The organism is Pseudomonas chaetocerotis (assembly GCF_015712105.2).
GTDB lineage: Bacteria > Pseudomonadota > Gammaproteobacteria > Pseudomonadales > Pseudomonadaceae > Aquipseudomonas > Aquipseudomonas chaetocerotis.
This window is the reverse complement of sequence record NZ_JACFYX020000013.1, coordinates 47,491-64,269: the sequence shown is the minus strand read 5'-3', so window position 1 is coordinate 64,269 and position 16,779 is coordinate 47,491. Positions and strand designations below refer to the sequence as shown.

Genomic DNA, 16,779 nt, shown 5'->3' with positions numbered 1-16,779 from the left:
CCTTCAGAAACTGTCGGTGGAGGTGAACAGGCCGACGCGCAGGCCTTCGGCGCTATAAATTTCGCGACCGTCGACGGCTACGGTGCCATCGGCGATGCCGAGGATCAGCGAGCGGCTGATGGTGCGCTTGATGTGAATGTTGTAGGTGACCTTCTTGGCGGTCGGCAGTACCTGACCGAAGAACTTCACCTCGCCACTACCCAGGGCACGACCGCGGCCCGGGTTGCCTTGCCAGCCGAGGTAGAAGCCGACCAGCTGCCACATGGCGTCGAGACCGAGGCAGCCCGGCATTACCGGGTCGCCCTCGAAGTGGCAGCCGAAGAACCACAGGTCCGGATTGATATCGAGCTCAGCGACGATTTCGCCCTTGCCGTACTTGCCGCCGGTTTCGCTGATGTGAGCGATGCGATCGATCATCAGCATGTTTGGGGCGGGCAGTTGCGCGTTCCCCGGGCCGAACAGTTCGCCGCGGCTGCAGGCGAGCAGGTCTTCCCGGGTGTAGGCGTTTTGTCTTGTCATGCGAGCTCCTCAATTGTCCCCACGCTTCTAAGGCTGGGCGAATCGTCCTGGCCGACGACGTCTGGATAGGCGTCTGCCGGCAGCCTAGTCATAGACTGTTGCGTTGTGGTGAAAGTCACAGCGCACTGAGTACAGTTGTACTCTGCTGGCATCGGAATGTCACAGGCACAGCAGTTTCCCCTTGTAACGCCAGCTTGTCACGGGCGCCACTCGCCTATGGTCGGGCTGGCAGCCAGCGCAGCAGAATGCGTTGCAAATCTGCTCGTTTGAACGGTTTTGCCAGGTAATCGTTCATTCCCGCCTCCAGACAGGCTTCGCGGTCACCCTGCAGGGCGTTGGCGGTCAGGGCGATGATCGGCACCTGTTGGTATTGCTGGAACTGGCGGATCTGCCGCGTTGCCTCGTAGCCGTCCATCAAGGGCAGCCTGCAGTCCATCAGGATAGCGGCGTAATCGTGTCGGCAGCAGTTCTGTACGGCCTGCTGACCATCGCCGACCAGACTGATCTGATAGCCCAGGCTGCGCAACATGGCCTCGATGACCGTCTGGTTGACCGGATTGTCCTCCACCAGCAATACCGCCTGACCGTCGCCGCTGCCCAGGTTCTGGTTGTCACTGTGTTGTGCGGTTTCGTTGCGGGCCAGAAAGGGCAGCGGTATTTCCAGGGTGAACACCGAACCCGCGCCCAGCTGGCTTTCCGCGCGCAGGGTGCCGCCCATGCGTTCGGCCAGGGTGCGGGCGATCGGCAGACCGAGGCCGGTGCCACCGTAGCGTCGGGAAATCGAGGTGTCCGCTTGCTGGAAGGCATTGAACATATGTTCCAGGCGCTCGTCGTCGATGCCGATACCACTGTCGCGTACGGCGCAGGTGAACCACAGCACCTGGTCATCCAGCTTCTGCCATCGGGTTTCCACGCGAATCTGGCCTTCTTCGGTGAACTTCAGTGCGTTGCCGATCAGATTGACCAGAATCTGCCGGATGCGCGTGGGGTCGCCGCGCATCTCCATCTGATCCAGGCCTGGCTGGGTTTCCAGTAGCAGTTGCAGGCCACGTTGCTGAGCGCTGTGCTGGAATACCTGCACCGAGCCTTGCAACAGCTCCAGCAGGCTGAAGGGGATGGCTTCGAGCTCCAGGGCGCCACGTTCTATCCGCGAGAAATCGAGGATGTCGTTGATCACCTTGAGCAGGTGCTCGGTAGACTCGGTGGCCAATGCGGCGTATTCATTCTGCTCGTCGTTCAGGCTGGTGGTTTCAAGCAGTTGCAGCATGCCCAGCACGCCATTCATGGGCGTGCGCAGTTCGTGGCTCATCATGGCCAGGAAGTCAGACTTGGCCCGGTTGGCCTGCTCGGATTCCTCGCGCGCCTGGATCAATTCGGCAATCGCCTGTTGCTGCTCGCGACCGCTCTGTGCGAGGGCGCAGGCGAGGTTATTGATATGCCGGGCGAGGTCGGTCAGCTCGTCATTGCCGCGCTCGATCAGCGAGGGGCGATAGTCGCCGCTCTGAATACGCTCCAGGGCTTGGCCCATGGCGCTCATCGGCTGCGCCAGACGCCTGGCCAGGCGTCTGGCGAGGAGGAAGGTCAGCAGTAGCGCCACCAGTGACAGAATACCAGCCTTGAACAGTATCTCTTGCTGGCGCGTATTGAAGGTGTCGTTGGACATGCCCACCACCACCCGGCCCAGGTAGCCGTCGCCGAGTGCCTTGCCCAACGGTGGCAGCACTTGCGTGCGTGCAGGTTGGCCCTGCAGGCGAATCGGTGCCTGGAATACTTCGACCTGTGGCGTGCTGTGGCCTTGTTCCTTGGGTCGTTCGACATACACCAGAATGTTGTCGTCGCGGTCGCGTACTTCGGCGAAACGCACGTCCGGGGTGCTGAGGGTGGCACGCAGCAGGCTTTCCAGGGTACTGAGGTTGTCGTTGAGCACGCCATATTCGGTGGCTGGCGCCAGTTGATTGGCAATCAACTGGCCGATATGACCTTGCTCCAGGCGCAGATCCTGCAGGCGGGTGAAGGTGAGAAAGCCGGTCAGCAACAGGGTCAGCAGCAGGGCAGGACCGACGCTGATCAACTGGGTGCGGGTGTGAATGTTCCAGCCGCGACGCTTGTTCATGGCTCTACCGTCCCTGGAAAGCGGCGCTGCTGCCTGATGAGAGGCGCAGGGCGGGGGCAAGGGGCTGCCTGTGGGCACGAATCGTCCTTGGCAATTATGGTCAATCCGGCATGTTAACTGACCCGACGCGCTTTGCCAGCGTCAGGCGTCTGCACTCTGCGGTAATTCTCGTTTGCCCCCTCTCTGTGGATGGCCTGCACTGAACTTTTGCCCTGGCCGGGTACTCTCGGCTCCGTATAATGCCTACAGACCGCCATCATGCATGGCCTCATTCGGAAGACCTATGACACAGCTCCAACCCATTGCCGTACTCGGCGGCGGCAGCTTCGGTACCGCCCTGGCCAATCTGCTGGCGGAGAACGGCCAGCGCGTCCTGCAGTGGATGCGTGACCCCGAGCAGGCCGAGCAGATGCGTCAGAGCGGCGAGAATCCGCGCTATCTGAAAGGCGTGAAGCTGCACGGCGGTATCGAGCCAACCAGCGACCTGAGCGGCGTGCTGCAGCAGGCCGAGCTGGTGCTGGTCGCATTGCCTTCAAGCGCCCTGCGCGATGCTTTGCAACCGGTTGCGGCGCAATTGGCCGGCAAGATGCTGATCAGCACGACCAAGGGCATCGAGGCCAAGACCTTCAAGCTGATGAGCCAGATTCTCGAGGAGATCGCCCCCGACGCGCGTATCGGCGTGCTGTCCGGACCGAATCTGGCCAAGGAAGTGGCGGATCACGCGCTGACCGCCACGGTGATCGCCAGTGAAGACGAGGAGCTGTGCCTGCGCGTACAGCAGGCTCTGCATGGCAGAACCTTCCGCGTCTACGCCAGTGCCGACCGTTTCGGCGTCGAGCTCGGCGGCGCGTTGAAGAACGTCTACGCCATCATGTCCGGTATGGCGGCGGCGCTGGACATGGGCGAGAACACCAAAAGCATGCTGATTACCCGCGCTCTGGCGGAAATGACCCGTTTTGCGGTAAAGCTCGGCGCCAACCCGATGACCTTCCTCGGTCTCGCTGGTGTCGGTGACCTGATCGTCACCTGTTCATCACCCAAGAGCCGCAACTATCAGGTCGGCTTCGCCCTGGGCGAAGGCCTCAGCCTGGAGGATGCGGTGCAGCGCCTTGGCGAAGTCGCCGAAGGGGTCAATACGCTCAAGGTACTCAAGGCCCGTGCCGAAGAACTGGACGTGTACATGCCGCTGGTCGCTGGCCTGCATGCCATCCTCTTCGAGGGGCGTACGCTGGCTCAGGTCATCGAGTTGCTGATGCTCGGTGAACCCAAGACCGACGTCGATTTCATCCCCACTGCGGGTTTCTGAGCCCTGCAGCCAATCAAGGAGAGTGAGTCATGAGCGATGAAAAGCAGGAGTTGGAGCGCGAGTCGATTCTGCTGCGCATTCTGTGGATGGTGATCTTCGTCATCGTCTGGCAACTGGCCGAGCTGCTGCTCGGCGCCGTGGTGCTGCTGCAACTGGGTTACCGCCTGTTCTACGGCGCGCCGAACGCCAGCCTGCTGGGCTTTGGCGATAGCCTCAGCCAATATCTGGCGCAGATTGGTCGATTCGGCACCTTCAATACCGATGAGAAACCCTGGCCGTTTGCCGACTGGCCGACGCCGCGGGCGCCTGAGGGCGAAACCGCGCACAGCATCCCGCCGGCGCCGCACCCTGTGCGCGACGAGGAGCCCAAGCTGTGAGGCTATGGCTGCTGCGCCATGGTGAGGCCGAGCCGCAGGCAGCCAGTGATGCTGCCCGCGAGCTGACCGCGCATGGTCGCATGGAAGTGCAGCAGGCCGCTGCTCAGCTCGCCGGTCGGCCTTTGACCGCCATCGTCGCCAGCCCCTACGTGCGTGCCCAGCAGACGGCCGAGCTGGTCCGCAGCGAGCTGGGGTTCACCGGCAAGATAAACACCGTGGCCTGGCTGACGCCGGACAGCGATCCGCGTGATGCCCTGAAGTATCTCGATGAGCGTGAGCGTGCCGAGGTGCTGCTGGTCAGCCATCAACCGTTGATTGGCGCCCTGGGTGGTCTGCTGGTGCACGGTCATCGGCAGGAACCGCTGCCCATGCGTACCGCCAGCCTGGCTGAACTGGAAGGCGATATCCCGGCTGCCGGGCTGATGGAGCTGCTGGCGCTGATCCACCCTCGCTGATTCATCACGCCGTGGCGCGCTGGTTGCGTCACAGGCGTCCCGCCCGATGTAGCGCTGGCACGTGCATGTGTGTCCAGGTGAGAAACATTTCTTAACTTGCGCCTCTTTTGTCTGCATGGAATATTCAACCAAGCAAGTGCTTGGTTGATTCCTACAAAAACAACAAAGGAGGAAGCCCTGTGGCTGATGCAATCCGTTTGCCGCTCGAGCTGTTTTACGAACGTGAAGCAAGGCACCCGAACAAACGCTACATGGTGCAACCTTTGGGAGGCGGCCAGCTGCTGGAGTTGAGCTGGGCCGATGTGGGCGAACAGGCGCGTCGTGCAGCCAGTTGGTTGCGTAGCCGCGAGCTGCCACAGGGCAGTCGCATCGCCATCATCTCCAAGAACTGCGCGCACTGGATCGTTGCCGATCTGGCGATCTGGATGGCGGGCCACGTATCGGTACCGCTGTATCCCAACCTCACCGCCGACTCCATGCACCAGGTGCTGGAGCATTCCGAAGCAGCCCTGGCCTTCGTCGGCAAGCTCGATGACTGGGCTTCGATGGCCCCGGGCCTGCCGCAGGGTCTGCCGACCGTGAGCCTGCCGCTGCATCCGCAGGGCAGCTTCGATTACAGCTGGGATGACCTGCAACGCAGTGCGCCGATTCAAGACGACCCCAAGCCCGCAGCCAACCAGTTGGCCACCATCATCTACACCTCCGGCACCACGGGCACGCCCAAGGGCGTGATGCACAACTTCTCCAATTTCGGTTTCGCCGCCAGTAACGCCATCAAGCTGTTCGGAGTGGGCGAGGACGATCGACTGATCTCCTACCTGCCGCTTTGCCATGTGGCCGAGCGCATGTTCGTCGAACTGGCTTCGCTCTATGCCGGGCAGACGATCTTCTTTGCCGAAAGCCTGGATACCTTCCTCGAAGACCTCAAGCGCGCGCGACCTACGGTGATGTTCGGTGTGCCGCGCATCTGGACCAAGTTCCAGATGGGCGTGTACAGCAAGATGCCGGCGCAGAAGCTCGACCGTCTGCTGCGGCTGCCGATCATCGGTCGCTTCGTCGGTCGCAAGGTACTCGCAGGCCTCGGCCTGGACGCCATTCGCTATGCGCTGTCCGGTGCCGCGCCGGTGCCTGAAACACTGCTTAACTGGTATCGCCGCCTGGGTATGGAGATCCAGGAGGTCTATGGCATGACCGAGAACTGTGGTTATTCCCACGTCTGTCTGCCGGGCAAGTTCAAGCAGGGCTGGATCGGCCAGAACAACCCGGGCGTCGAGGTACGCATCGGCGAGGATGGCGAAGTCCTGGTACGCAGTGGCGCGACCATGCAGGGTTACTACAAGGACCCGATCAAGACCGCCGAGACGCTGACTGACGATGGTTTCCTGCGTACCGGCGACAAGGGCGAGCAGGACGCCGAAGGCAACCTGCGTCTCACCGGCCGCATCAAGGAAATCTTCAAGACCAGCAAAGGCAAGTACGTGGCGCCGGCGCCAATCGAAAACCGCATCGGTGAGCACTCGCGTATCGAGCAGGTGTGCGTGGTCGGCGACGGCCTGCCGCAACCCATTGCGCTGTGCGTGCTATCCGATGTGGGGCGACAGGAGGCGGCCAACGACAGCCGTGATGAACTGGAGAACAGCCTCAAGGCTTTGCTCGTCGAGGTCAATGGCCGTCTTGATCATCATGAGCGGTTGCAAGGCCTGGTGTTGGTCAAGGAGGTCTGGGCAGTGGAGAACGGTTTCCTGACGCCGACCCTGAAAATCAAACGCGCGGTGATCGAGGGTACCTACGGCGAGCGTTTCGCCGAGTGGCAGCAGCGCAGCGAAGCCGTGCTCTGGCACGAATGACCCTGAATGGGCCGGGTTGACCGGCCCTGTCTTCAACCCACAAGGAACGCTTCCATGGGGCTGTGGCAACGAAAGCCAGATATCGATTCACTCAACGCAACCCTGAAAAACAGCATCGGTGAGGTGCTGGACATTCGTTTCGAAGCCTTCGATGAAGAGTCGCTCAGCGCCAGCATGGTGATCGATTCGCGTACCCATCAGCCCTACGGCCTACTGCACGGTGGCGCCTCGGTGGTGCTGGCGGAAACCCTCGGTTCCACCGCCAGCTACCTGTGCATCGACAGCAGCCGTTTCTACTGCGTCGGTCTGGAGGTCAATGCCAACCATCTGCGCGGTTTGCGCAGCGGGCGTGTGCATGCAGTGGCGCGGCCGGTGCATCTGGGCCGTACCACCCACGTCTGGGACATTCGCCTCAGCGGTGATGACGGCAAGGTCAGCTGCATCTCGCGGCTGACCATGGCCATCGTTGCCCTGGGTGATCAGCCCCCGAAACTTTAAGTTTCTGCCTGCAATTTCATCCAAGATTTGCCCGGTCCGTGGCGCTACAGTACGCGCCATGGACCAGATCACTCATATCCAAAGCAGCTTGCCCGGCGTTCGCCTGATCGATGCCGAGTACCGCCGCTTCGCCTTTCCCCGGCACTTTCATCTGGAGTACCACGTCGGCCTGCTGATTCAGGGGCAGCATCGCTACGCCTATGGCGGTGAGCGCCGGCATGTCGGGGCGGGGGACGTGCTGCTGATGGCACCGGAGGGCATTCATGACGGCGCCTGCCTGGACGGCCAGAGTTACCGCATTCGGGTGATGGCGTACGATCCCTCCTGGCTGGATGAAGCCAGTCGGACCCTGAGTGAAGGCCGTCAAGGCGCGCCACGCCTGATCACCAGCAGTCTGCGTCACCCGCTGCTGTCGCAGCACCTGCAGCGCTTTCATGCCGCGATGCTGGGCGGTTCGCAACTCGCACAGGAAGAGGCACTCTGGCAGGCGCTGGCCCACCTACTGGAGCTGGGCTCGACGTTGCGTGTCAGCGAGCCGGATCGCGGTTTCGATCAGCGCACCTGGCAGCGGCTGCGCGACTGGCTGGAGAGCCGCCTGGACGATCCGCCCGCGCTGGAGGAAATCGCTGCGTTTTGCGGCATGAGCCCCTGGCAGGTGCTACGGCGTTTTCGTCAGCACTCCGGTTTACCACCGCATCAGTGGCTGACTCAACTGCGACTGCAGCGGGCTTTGCCCCTGGTACTGGCGGGTGAGCCGTTGAGCGAGATCGCCCTGCGGCTGGGCTTCTACGATCAGGCGCATTTCTCGCGGCTGTTCCGTCGTACTTACGGTCTGCCACCTGCGCGTCTGCGTCAGGGCTGATTCAGCCGCCTGTCTAACCTTTTTCATTTCCTGGAGATCACCATGCAGGAGACGTCCGTCTTGCTGTCGCTGGCTGCCGTGTTCGCGGTGGCACTTGTCAGCCCCGGCCCCGATGTGGCGCTGGTGGTGCGTACCGCGCTGCATCAGGGCCAGCGTGCGGGCCTTCTTAGCGCGCTGGGCCTGGCCTGCGGTATTCTTCTGCATGGCACGCTGGTGCTCAGCGGCGTGGCCTTGCTGCTCAGTCGTACCCAGTGGTTGTTCGATCTGGTGCAGATAGGCGGCGCGCTCTATCTGGGCTGGTTGGGGATCGGCGCGGTGCGTGCCTGGTGGCGCGGCAGTGCTGGCCCGAGGCGCCTGGATGGCGAACTGACGCCCTCGCTGTTTGGCCCCTGGTTGCGCGGCGTGTTCACCAATCTGGGCAATCCCAAGGCGTTGGTGTTCTTCCTGGCATTGCTCAGTAGTCTGGTGCCGACTGACATGTCGTTGCCCGGCAAGGTGGCATGTGCCGCATTGCTGTTCGGCCTCAGCTTGTTCTGGTTCAGTCTGCTCGGTTTGACCCTGAGCCGCCCACTGATGCGTCAGCGGCTGCTGCAGGTGGCGCCGACCATCGACTTCGTCTGCGGCCTGGTATTTTTGCTGGTAGCGGCCAGTATCGTCGGGCGCCTGTTGCTATAGCGGTGACCATTGCGCCGCCATCAATGGCCGTTACGGTCATTGCCGCGCGTCGGCGGCTGCCGGAGAATCCGGACATATTTGCTTTCTTGAGTTTGATGCATGCCGCAGTCGATATTCTTCGCCCATGCCAACGGTTTTCCGTCGGCCACCTACGGCAAGCTGTTTGCCGCGCTGGCACCGGAGTTTCAGGTGCAGCACCTGGAACAGCATGGCCACGACCCGCGTTTTCCGGTCAACGACAACTGGTCGAATCTGGTCGATGAGCTGATTCATCACCTCGAGGGCGGCGATGAGCCGGTCTGGGGCGTCGGCCATTCGCTCGGCGGCGTGCTGCACTATCACGCCGCCTTGCTTCGCCCTGAGCTGTACCGCGGCGTGGTGATGCTCGACTCGCCGGTGTTGACCCTGGCTGATCGAATGGTGATTCGCGCCGCCAAGCGTTTTGGCTTCATCGACCGCATCACGCCAGCCGGCCGCACGCTTGGGCGCCGTGAAGCCTTTGCCGATCTGGTCGAGGCGCGAGACTACTTCGCCGGCAAGAGCCTGTTTCGCCGTTTCGACCCCGAGTGCCTGGACGCCTATGTCAGTCATGGCCTGCAACTGGGCGAGCAGGGGCTGCGCCTGAAATTCGATCCGGCCACCGAGATCAGCATCTACCGCAGCGTGCCACACACGTCACCAGGGCTACCACAGCAGTTGGCGGTACCGCTGGCAATGGTGCGCGGCCGCCACAGTCGGGTGGTGTTGCCGCATCATGCGCGCCTGCTGCGGCGCATGCCGCGCGCGGAGTATCACAATCTGCCAGGCGGCCATATGTTCCCTTTGGAGCGCCCACAGGCTACCGCCGACCTGCTGCGGCAGTTGTTCACCCGCTGGACCGGTAGCCAGGAGCAACATGCATGAACATGGATTTCGAGGAGGTTCGTCTGAGCCTGCCGCATATCGAGTTGGCTGCTCATCTCTATGGCCCTGAGGATGGCTTGCCGGTTCTGGCGCTGCACGGCTGGCTGGATAACGCGGCGAGCTTCGCGCGGCTGGCGCCGAAACTCGAGGGGTTGCGTATCGTCGCTCTGGACTTTGCCGGTCATGGTCATTCCGAGCATCGCTCGGCTGGCGCCGGTTACGCGCTCTGGGATTATGCCTATGACGTGCTGCAGGTCGCCGAGCAGTTTGGCTGGGAGCGGTTTTCCATCCTCGGTCATTCCATGGGGGCGATCACTGCGGTGTTGCTGGCGGGGGCGATGCCGGAGCGGATCGCGCGCCTGGCCCTGATCGACGGCCTGGTGCCTTTTACCGGTGAGGCCGAGCAGGCACCGCAGAAGCTGGGCGAAGCATTGCGCGCCAGGCAGGTACTGAATGACAAGCGCAAGCCGGTGTACGCCGAAATGGCGCGCGCTGTCGAGGCGCGTATGAAGGGCGTCGGCGCGGTCAGTCGTGAGGCGGCCGAGTTGCTGGCGCAGCGTGGTCTGATGCCGGTACCGGGCGGCTACACCTGGCGCACCGACAGTCGCCTGACCTTGCCGTCGCCGCTGCGCCTGAGCTGGGCGCATGCCCAGGCGTTCGTTCGTGCGCTGCAATGCCCGGTCAGTCTGGTGTTGGCGGAGCAGGGCATGATGGGGGCACAGTCTGCCGTACGGAACTTGCTGCAGGAACTGCCGTTCGAGGTACACCGTCTTCCCGGTGGGCATCACCTGCATCTGGATGATGAAACCGGCGCTCAGCTCGTAGCGGATTGTTTCAATCCATTCCTGCGCTTGCCTTGACTTGCCTGCGGCCCTGGGGAAAGGTGTGGCGGTCTGCCATGGAGGATCGCATGATCGACCCGTTAGAAGTCGCCGCTCGCTGTATAGCTAGCTCACCCGTCGTATTTCTTCAGTGGACTGCCACCTCATGAAGGGGGTTGTTCAGTTTCTTTCTGCGGTGCTTGCCACGGTCTGCAGCGGTGTCGCCCTGGCGGCTGATCTACCTGGCAGTCGCGACCTCGAGGTATTGCCGCGTTTTCCTGCCAGTCACATCGTCGCGTTCGAGGAAGCGCCCGATGTCGAGCGTATCTACCCTCAAGGCTCCATTCGCCGCATCAGTGGGCGGTTGCGTTATGAGCGGGAGATTCTGGTGCAGGGCCAGCACAGCGCGGTGACCTATGAACTGCCGCGCACCCACAGTGCCGATCAGGTATTCACGGCGGCGCGGGAGACATTACTGGAGCAGGGCGCCGAACTGCTCTATTGGTGCCAGGGCCGTGAGTGTGGTGCGAGCAGCCTGTGGGCCAACTCGGTATTCGGCAATGCCACGCTGTATGGTTCCGACGACCAGCAGGCCTATGCGCTGTTGCGCCTGGCCGAGCCGAATGAGGAAAGCCTGCTGGCGCTGTACAGCATCACCCGTGGTAATCGCCGTGCTTACCTGCATGCCGAGCAACTGGATGCCGAAACTCCTCTGGGCGTATTGCTGCCGACGCCGGCGACCTTGCTGCGTCAGTTGCGCAGCGATGGGCAATTGAAGCTGCCCGGCGAAGCCAGGGCCGACAGCGCCTGGGTGGAAGTGCTGGCGCGCAGTCTGAATCTCGACAGCACCTTGCGTGTCAGCCTTGCCGGCAGCCAGGCCGAGGCCTGGCGCGAGGCGCTGATCGAGCAGCGCGTGCGCGAGGCGCGCCTGGAGTTGGGTGAAAGCGCGGATGAAACACTGAGCGTCCGTTTGTTGCGTTAAGCTAGCATTCGCAATCGCCTGTCGCAGAGCGCCCGTAAGGGCGTTTTGTCGTTTCGTCGAAGGGAGTTTCGCTTGATGGCCACCAATGATCGTCTGCTGGTGCAGATTCTTCTGCTCGGCCTGCTGGCTGCCAGCCTCTGGGTGCTGGCGCCATTCTGGTCGGCGCTGTTCTGGGCCGCCGTGCTGGCCTTCGCCAGTTGGCCGCTGATGCGTCTGCTGACGCAACTGCTCAATGGGCGCCTGTCGCTGGCGGCGGGCATCCTGACTGGGGTCTGGGTGGTCATGGTCGCGGTACCGCTGGTCTGGCTGGGCTTCAACCTGGCTGACCACATCAAGGATGCCAACGCCCTGGTCAAGGACCTGCAGGTCGAAGGTCTGCCGCCACCACCGAGCTGGCTGGCCAGCATTCCGCTGGTCGGTGATCGCCTGGTGGAGCTGTGGCGCACCATCGACCAGCAGGGCGCGGCCTTCTTCGACACGCTGCGGCCCTACCTGGGCCAGGTCGGCAACTGGCTGGTGGCGCGTAGCGCGAAGATCGGTGCGGGTATGGTCGAACTGGCCCTGAGCCTGGTGCTGGTGTTCTTCTTCTACCGTGATGGCCCGCGCCTGGCGGTGTTCGTGCATAGCCTGCTGGAGCGGCTGATCGGCGAGCGCGCCGATCATTATCTGGAGCTGGTTGCCGGTACCGTGCAGCGTGTGGTCAATGGCGTGATCGGCACCGCCGCAGCGCAGGCCGTGCTGGCCTACATCGGCTTCGTCATCGCCGGTGTGCCGGGGGCGCTGGTGCTGGGCCTGCTGACCTTCGCCTTCAGCTTCATCATGATCCCGCCGCTGATCTGGGGCCCCGCCGTGGCCTGGCTGGTGTGGCAGGGGGAGATCGGCATGGCGATCTTCCTGGGTATCTGGGGCTTCTTCATCATCAGCGGCGTGGACAACATCCTCAAACCCTACCTGATCAGCCGCGGCGGCAACCTGCCTCTGGTGGTGGTGCTGCTTGGCGTGTTCGGCGGCATCCTGGCGTTCGGCTTCATGGGTCTGTTCCTTGGCCCGACGCTGCTGGCGGTGGCCTACAGCCTGCTCAGTGATTGGGTAACAGACAAGACGCCACCGGCCGAAGCGGTAGCGGACAAACCATTGCCGGGCGAGGAACCACGCGGCTGATCAGCCGCGTTCGCTTTCGTACTTGTCGAGGGTGTCGCGAGCGATCTGCCGACCCAGCATGATCAGCTCCGGCGCCTTGTAGAACTCGAAGAAGCGGCAGACGCGCTTGGGTACGTTGATCAGGATGTCCGGCGGGTAGCCAGCGATCTTGTACTGCGCCAATGAAGTCTGCATCACCTCGAAACTCTGGTTGACCAGTTCCAGTAATGACGCCGGCCCGCTGAATTCGGCTACGCGTGAGCCGCTGGCGGATTTCGGCGCGGGCTCGTCATCTTCTTTGCGGCTGGGTGCTGCGGCCGGGCTGATGTCATCGGCGAGCCGCTGCTCCTCGGCGAGCAGCAGGCTTTCGTCCTCGCTCTTGCGGCGAAAACTGGGTAGGCGCGAGCCGAGCGACGTCATCACCTGATCGATGCGACCCTTGAGGGCCGCAGGGCGCTCGATTACCGGCAACTGATAGTGATTATGGTTGGTGGCATTGAGGTTGACCGCGATGATCAGGTCGCAGTGGCTGGAAACCACCGGCACGATCGGCAGCGGATTGAGCAGGCCGCCGTCGACCAGCATGCGTTTGCCCTGGATGACCGGTGTGAACAGGCTGGGAATCGCCGCTGAGGCGCGCATCGCCTGGTGCAGGCAGCCTTCCTGGAACCAGATTTCCTGCTGGTTGGTCAGGTCTGTGGCGACGGCGGTGAAGGGGATGGCGAGGTTTTCGATGTCCACCTCGCCAACGATTTCCTGAATGCGCCCGAACACCCGCTCGCCACGGATGGCGCCGAGGCGGAAGCTGACATCGAGCAGTCGCAACACGTCGAGATAATCCAGACTTTCCGTCCATTCTCGGTATTCGCGCAGCTTGCCTGCGGCGAAGATGCCGCCGACCACCGCGCCCATCGAGCAGCCGGCGATGCAGCCGATTTCGTAACCGCGCTCCTGCAATTCCTCGATCACACCGATGTGCGCATAGCCGCGCGCACCTCCCGAGCCCAGCACAAGCGCCACTTTCTTGCTCATTAACGGATTCCCCCAGTGAAGCTTCGACCTTACTCGCGCTAGAGAGCTGAGCCAAGGCAGTCTTTGCTAGAATCCGCCGCCAGTTATCGCGGTGAGAGAAAACCATGAGCGAACCTATCCGTTTGACCCAGTACAGCCACGGCGCCGGCTGCGGCTGCAAGATTTCGCCGAAGGTGCTCGAGGTGATTCTCGCCGGCAGCGGCGCGCAGAATCTCGATCCCAGGCTCTGGGTGGGCAATGCCTCGCGCGATGACGCGGCGGTATACGCCATCGATGAAGAGCGTGGTGTGGTCTCCACCACCGACTTCTTCATGCCTATCGTCGATGACCCTTACGATTTCGGTCGTATCGCCGCGACCAATGCCATCAGCGACATTTACGCCATGGGCGGTGATCCGCTGATGGCCATCGCCATCCTTGGCTGGCCGGTCAATGTACTGGCGCCGGAAGTCGCCCGAGAGGTGATTCGCGGCGGACGTGCAGTGTGCGATGAAGCCGGTATCCCGCTGGCGGGAGGTCACTCGATCGATGCGCCGGAGCCGATTTTCGGCCTGGCCGTGACCGGTCTGGTGGCCAAAGCCAACATGAAGCGCAACGACACCGCCACGGCGGGTTGCCAGCTGTACCTGAGCAAGCCCCTTGGCATCGGCATCCTCACCACGGCAGAGAAGAAGGCCAAGCTGCGTGATACGGACATCGGTCTGGCGCGTGACTGGATGTGCACCCTGAACAAGCCGGGCAGTCGCTTCGGCAAGCTTGCCGGCGTGCGCGCGATGACCGACGTCACCGGCTTCGGCCTGCTTGGCCACCTGGTGGAAATGGCCGATGGCAGCGGCCTGAGTGCTCGCGTCGAGTTCGCCAGGGTGCCGCGTCTGGAGAGTGTCGAGCACTATCTTGAACAAGGCTGCATACCGGGTGGCACATTACGCAATTTCGACAGTTATGGTGACAAGATCGCGCCGCTGCCCGAGCTGGCCAAGCTGCTGCTGTGTGATCCACAGACCAGCGGTGGCCTGCTGATTGCCGTGGCACCGGAGGGCGAGGCCGAATTCCTCGCCGTGGCCGCCGAATTGGGGCTGAATCTGACGCCTATCGGTGAGATGGTCGAGCGACAGCGTTACGCGGTCGAGGTGCTCTGATGCGCGACAACTGCACCGACTACCGCGATCTGTTCCTGCATGACCGGGCAATGATGGATACCCGTGCGCCGGTCGAGTTCCATAAAGGCGCCTTCCCCGGCGTGATCAATCTGCCGCTGATGAACGACCTTGAGCGGCAGAAGGTCGGCACTTGCTACAAGCAGCAAGGCCAGCAGGCGGCCATCGAACTGGGCCATCAACTGGTCAGCGGCCATACCAAGGCCGAGCGTATCGAGGCCTGGGCCGCCTTTGCCAAGGCCAACCCTGATGGTTATCTGTACTGCTTTCGCGGTGGCCTGCGTTCGCAGATCGTCCAGCAATGGCTGAAAAGCGAGGCGGGCATCGACTATCCGCGCGTGGTTGGTGGCTACAAGGCCATGCGCACCTTCCTGCTGCAGACCACCGAAGAGGCCGTGCACGCGTGCGATTTCGTGCTGGTGGGTGGGATGACCGGCACCGGCAAGACCGAGGTGATCAGCCAACTGAGCAACAGCCTGGACCTGGAGGCGCACGCCAATCACCGAGGCTCCAGCTTCGGCAAACGTGCCACCGGCCAGCCCGAGCAGATCGATTTCGAGAATGCCCTGGCTATCGATCTGCTCAAGCGCCGTGCCGTGGGGCAGCAGCAGTTCGTGCTGGAAGACGAGTCGCGTCTGATCGGACGCTGTTCATTGCCCTTACCGCTGTATCAGGCGATGCAGCATCATCCTCTGGTGTGGCTGGAGGACAGCGTCGCCAATCGCGTGGAGCGGATCCTGCAAGCCTACGTGGTCGAGCTGTGTGCCGAATTCGTCGCGGCCCAGGGGGGCGAGGCCGGCTTCATCGCCTTCGCTGCACGCTTGCGCGAAAGTCTTGCCAACATCACCCGTCGCCTGGGGGGCGAGCGCTACCAGCGTCTGGCCGCGATCATGGAGCAGGCGTTGCAGGAGCAGCAAGCCAACGGCCAGGTGGATACGCACCGCGGCTGGATCGAAGCCTTGCTGGTCGAGTACTACGATCCCATGTACGTGTTCCAGCGCGAGAGCAAATCCGGGCGGATTGAGTTCGCCGGGGAGCAGCAGGCTGTGGTGGAATACCTGCGTAAGCGAAACGGCGGGTGAGGCGGGCACTTTCCCTCTGCCGTAGCGTCATACACTGGGCCAACCCGTAGTCATATCCGTTCGAGGAGTGTGGTCGATGAAACACTGGATCTGTTTGCCGCTGCTTGCGGTGGCGCTCACCGGCTGCGCCGGCAAGACCGTCTACCGTGATACCTGTGCCAATCAACTGGATGCCGCCTGGAAAGAACTGAGTATCGCCGAGGCCGAAGGCTTCGCCGGCACCGTGAGCTATTCCAAGGCACTTTCGCTGCTTACCGCTGCCAAGACCCAGCAGCAGTTCGAAGCCTACGAAGGCTGCACCAGCAAGGCTGAACGTGCGCGCTTCTACATCCGCGAATCGCGAGCGGGGCGCTGATGCAGCTCGATTTTTCCGATCTGAGCCCGCTCGAGGCTTATCGCTGGCTGGCTTCCAGTGTCACCCCACGGCCCATCGCCTGGGTCTCCACCCGTTCGGCCGACGGTGTGGCCAACCTGGCGCCGTTCAGCTTTTTTCAGGTGATCAGTGACAACCCGCCGACCTTGCTGGTCAACGTCAACACCCGCGACGATGGCAGCCTCAAGGACAGCCTGCGCAATGCCCAGGCCAGCGGCGAACTGGCGATCCAACTGGTCAGTTTCGCCCAGGCCGAGGCGATGAACGCCAGCGCCGCGATCCTGCCCCATGAAGTCAGCGAGTTCGCCCACTGTGGCATCGCCAGCCAGCCGTGCGAGCGCATCGACGTGCCGCGTGTCGTCGGCGCACCGGTGACCTTCGAATGCCGTGTGGCACAAATCCAGCCCTATCCTGCGCAACGACCCAACTGCCATCTGATCTTCGCCGAAGTGTTGCTGGCGCATATCGATGACGCAGTGCTCAACGAGCAGGGGCGTATCGACCCACTCAAACTCGATCTGGTCGGTCGACTCGGTGGCAGCGCCTACTGCCGCACACAGGACCTTTTTCAGATGCAGCGGCCCTGAACCCGTTCTGAAAACGACGTCCAGTTAACTCTCCCGGCCATCTTGCTGCC

18 protein-coding genes are annotated in these 16,779 nt (G+C 62.6%); 15 read left to right on the top strand and 3 right to left on the bottom strand.

All coding sequences use genetic code 11. From position 1 onward, the window contains the following. Positions 1-3: 3 nt before the first annotated feature. Together fabA and H3221_RS20835 are read right to left on the bottom strand one after the other, a co-directional pair. A complete protein-coding gene (gene fabA, locus H3221_RS20840) occupies positions 4-519 on the bottom strand; it encodes a 3-hydroxyacyl-[acyl-carrier-protein] dehydratase FabA (protein WP_003240795.1) in 516 nt (171 codons plus the stop codon). Between the two features lie 214 nt (positions 520-733). Next, entirely contained in the window at positions 734-2,632 is a 1,899-nt protein-coding gene (locus tag H3221_RS20835) for an ATP-binding protein (protein ID WP_196476035.1), read from the bottom strand. 283 nt (positions 2,633-2,915) lie between these two features. Here H3221_RS20835 and H3221_RS20830 point away from each other — a divergent pair, with 283 nt between their 5' ends. The 11 genes from H3221_RS20830 to H3221_RS20780 all read left to right on the top strand — a co-directional run bounded on the left by H3221_RS20830 (position 2,916) and on the right by H3221_RS20780 (position 12,519). Beyond that, complete coding sequence (locus H3221_RS20830) at positions 2,916-3,938, top strand: NAD(P)H-dependent glycerol-3-phosphate dehydrogenase (protein WP_196476034.1); 1,023 nt, start codon at positions 2,916-2,918, stop codon at positions 3,936-3,938. A gap of 29 nt (positions 3,939-3,967) precedes the next feature. Beyond that, complete coding sequence (locus H3221_RS20825; RefSeq protein ID WP_147809721.1) at positions 3,968-4,315, top strand: DUF4389 domain-containing protein; 348 nt, start codon at positions 3,968-3,970, stop codon at positions 4,313-4,315. Beyond that, positions 4,312-4,770: a phosphohistidine phosphatase SixA gene (sixA, locus tag H3221_RS20820; protein WP_196476033.1), complete on the top strand. Its 459-nt coding sequence runs from the start codon at positions 4,312-4,314 to the stop codon at positions 4,768-4,770. The genes H3221_RS20825 and sixA overlap by 4 nt, the downstream gene beginning before the upstream one ends. Positions 4,771-4,949: 179 nt before the next feature. Next, on the top strand, positions 4,950-6,617 hold the full coding sequence (locus H3221_RS20815) for an AMP-binding protein (protein WP_196476032.1): 1,668 nt from the start codon (positions 4,950-4,952) through the stop codon (positions 6,615-6,617). 54 nt (positions 6,618-6,671) lie between these two features. Continuing rightward, entirely contained in the window at positions 6,672-7,115 is a 444-nt protein-coding gene (locus H3221_RS20810) for a hotdog fold thioesterase (RefSeq protein WP_196476031.1), read from the top strand. Between the two features lie 58 nt (positions 7,116-7,173). Next, positions 7,174-7,977, top strand: coding sequence for an AraC family transcriptional regulator (locus tag H3221_RS20805; RefSeq protein WP_196476030.1), 804 nt, complete (start codon positions 7,174-7,176; stop codon positions 7,975-7,977). A gap of 42 nt (positions 7,978-8,019) precedes the next feature. Beyond that, positions 8,020-8,652, top strand: coding sequence for a LysE family translocator (locus H3221_RS20800; RefSeq protein WP_196476029.1), 633 nt, complete (start codon positions 8,020-8,022; stop codon positions 8,650-8,652). A gap of 99 nt (positions 8,653-8,751) precedes the next feature. Next, on the top strand, positions 8,752-9,555 hold the full coding sequence (locus H3221_RS20795; protein ID WP_196476028.1) for an alpha/beta fold hydrolase: 804 nt from the start codon (positions 8,752-8,754) through the stop codon (positions 9,553-9,555). Then, on the top strand, positions 9,552-10,415 hold the full coding sequence (locus H3221_RS20790; protein ID WP_196476027.1) for an alpha/beta hydrolase: 864 nt from the start codon (positions 9,552-9,554) through the stop codon (positions 10,413-10,415). Before H3221_RS20795 ends, H3221_RS20790 begins: the two co-directional genes overlap by 4 nt. 127 nt (positions 10,416-10,542) lie before the next feature. Next, positions 10,543-11,358, top strand: coding sequence for a DUF4892 domain-containing protein (locus H3221_RS20785; protein WP_196476026.1), 816 nt, complete (start codon positions 10,543-10,545; stop codon positions 11,356-11,358). A 75-nt stretch (positions 11,359-11,433) separates the two neighbouring features. Next, positions 11,434-12,519: an AI-2E family transporter gene (locus tag H3221_RS20780; protein ID WP_196476025.1), complete on the top strand. Its 1,086-nt coding sequence runs from the start codon at positions 11,434-11,436 to the stop codon at positions 12,517-12,519. On the opposite strand, the gene H3221_RS20775 is transcribed toward H3221_RS20780, so the two are convergent. Continuing rightward, entirely contained in the window at positions 12,520-13,530 is a 1,011-nt protein-coding gene (locus H3221_RS20775) for a patatin-like phospholipase family protein (RefSeq protein WP_196476024.1), read from the bottom strand. 104 nt (positions 13,531-13,634) lie between these two features. Between H3221_RS20775 and selD the strand changes: the two genes are divergently transcribed. From selD to H3221_RS20755, 4 genes are all read left to right on the top strand, one after another. Then, the gene (gene selD / locus H3221_RS20770) at positions 13,635-14,669 is read left to right on the top strand and encodes a selenide, water dikinase SelD (protein ID WP_196476023.1); all 1,035 of its coding nucleotides are present in this window, start codon (positions 13,635-13,637) and stop codon (positions 14,667-14,669) included. Then, positions 14,669-15,769, top strand: a complete 1,101-nt coding sequence (mnmH, locus tag H3221_RS20765; protein WP_196476022.1) for a tRNA 2-selenouridine(34) synthase MnmH — start codon at positions 14,669-14,671, stop codon at positions 15,767-15,769. The genes selD and mnmH overlap by 1 nt, the downstream gene beginning before the upstream one ends. A gap of 76 nt (positions 15,770-15,845) precedes the next feature. Beyond that, positions 15,846-16,124, top strand: a complete 279-nt coding sequence (locus H3221_RS20760; RefSeq protein ID WP_037052024.1) for a hypothetical protein — start codon at positions 15,846-15,848, stop codon at positions 16,122-16,124. After that, positions 16,124-16,729, top strand: a complete 606-nt coding sequence (locus H3221_RS20755; protein ID WP_196476021.1) for a flavin reductase family protein — start codon at positions 16,124-16,126, stop codon at positions 16,727-16,729. The genes H3221_RS20760 and H3221_RS20755 overlap by 1 nt, the downstream gene beginning before the upstream one ends. The last annotated feature ends 50 nt before the right edge of the window (positions 16,730-16,779 follow it).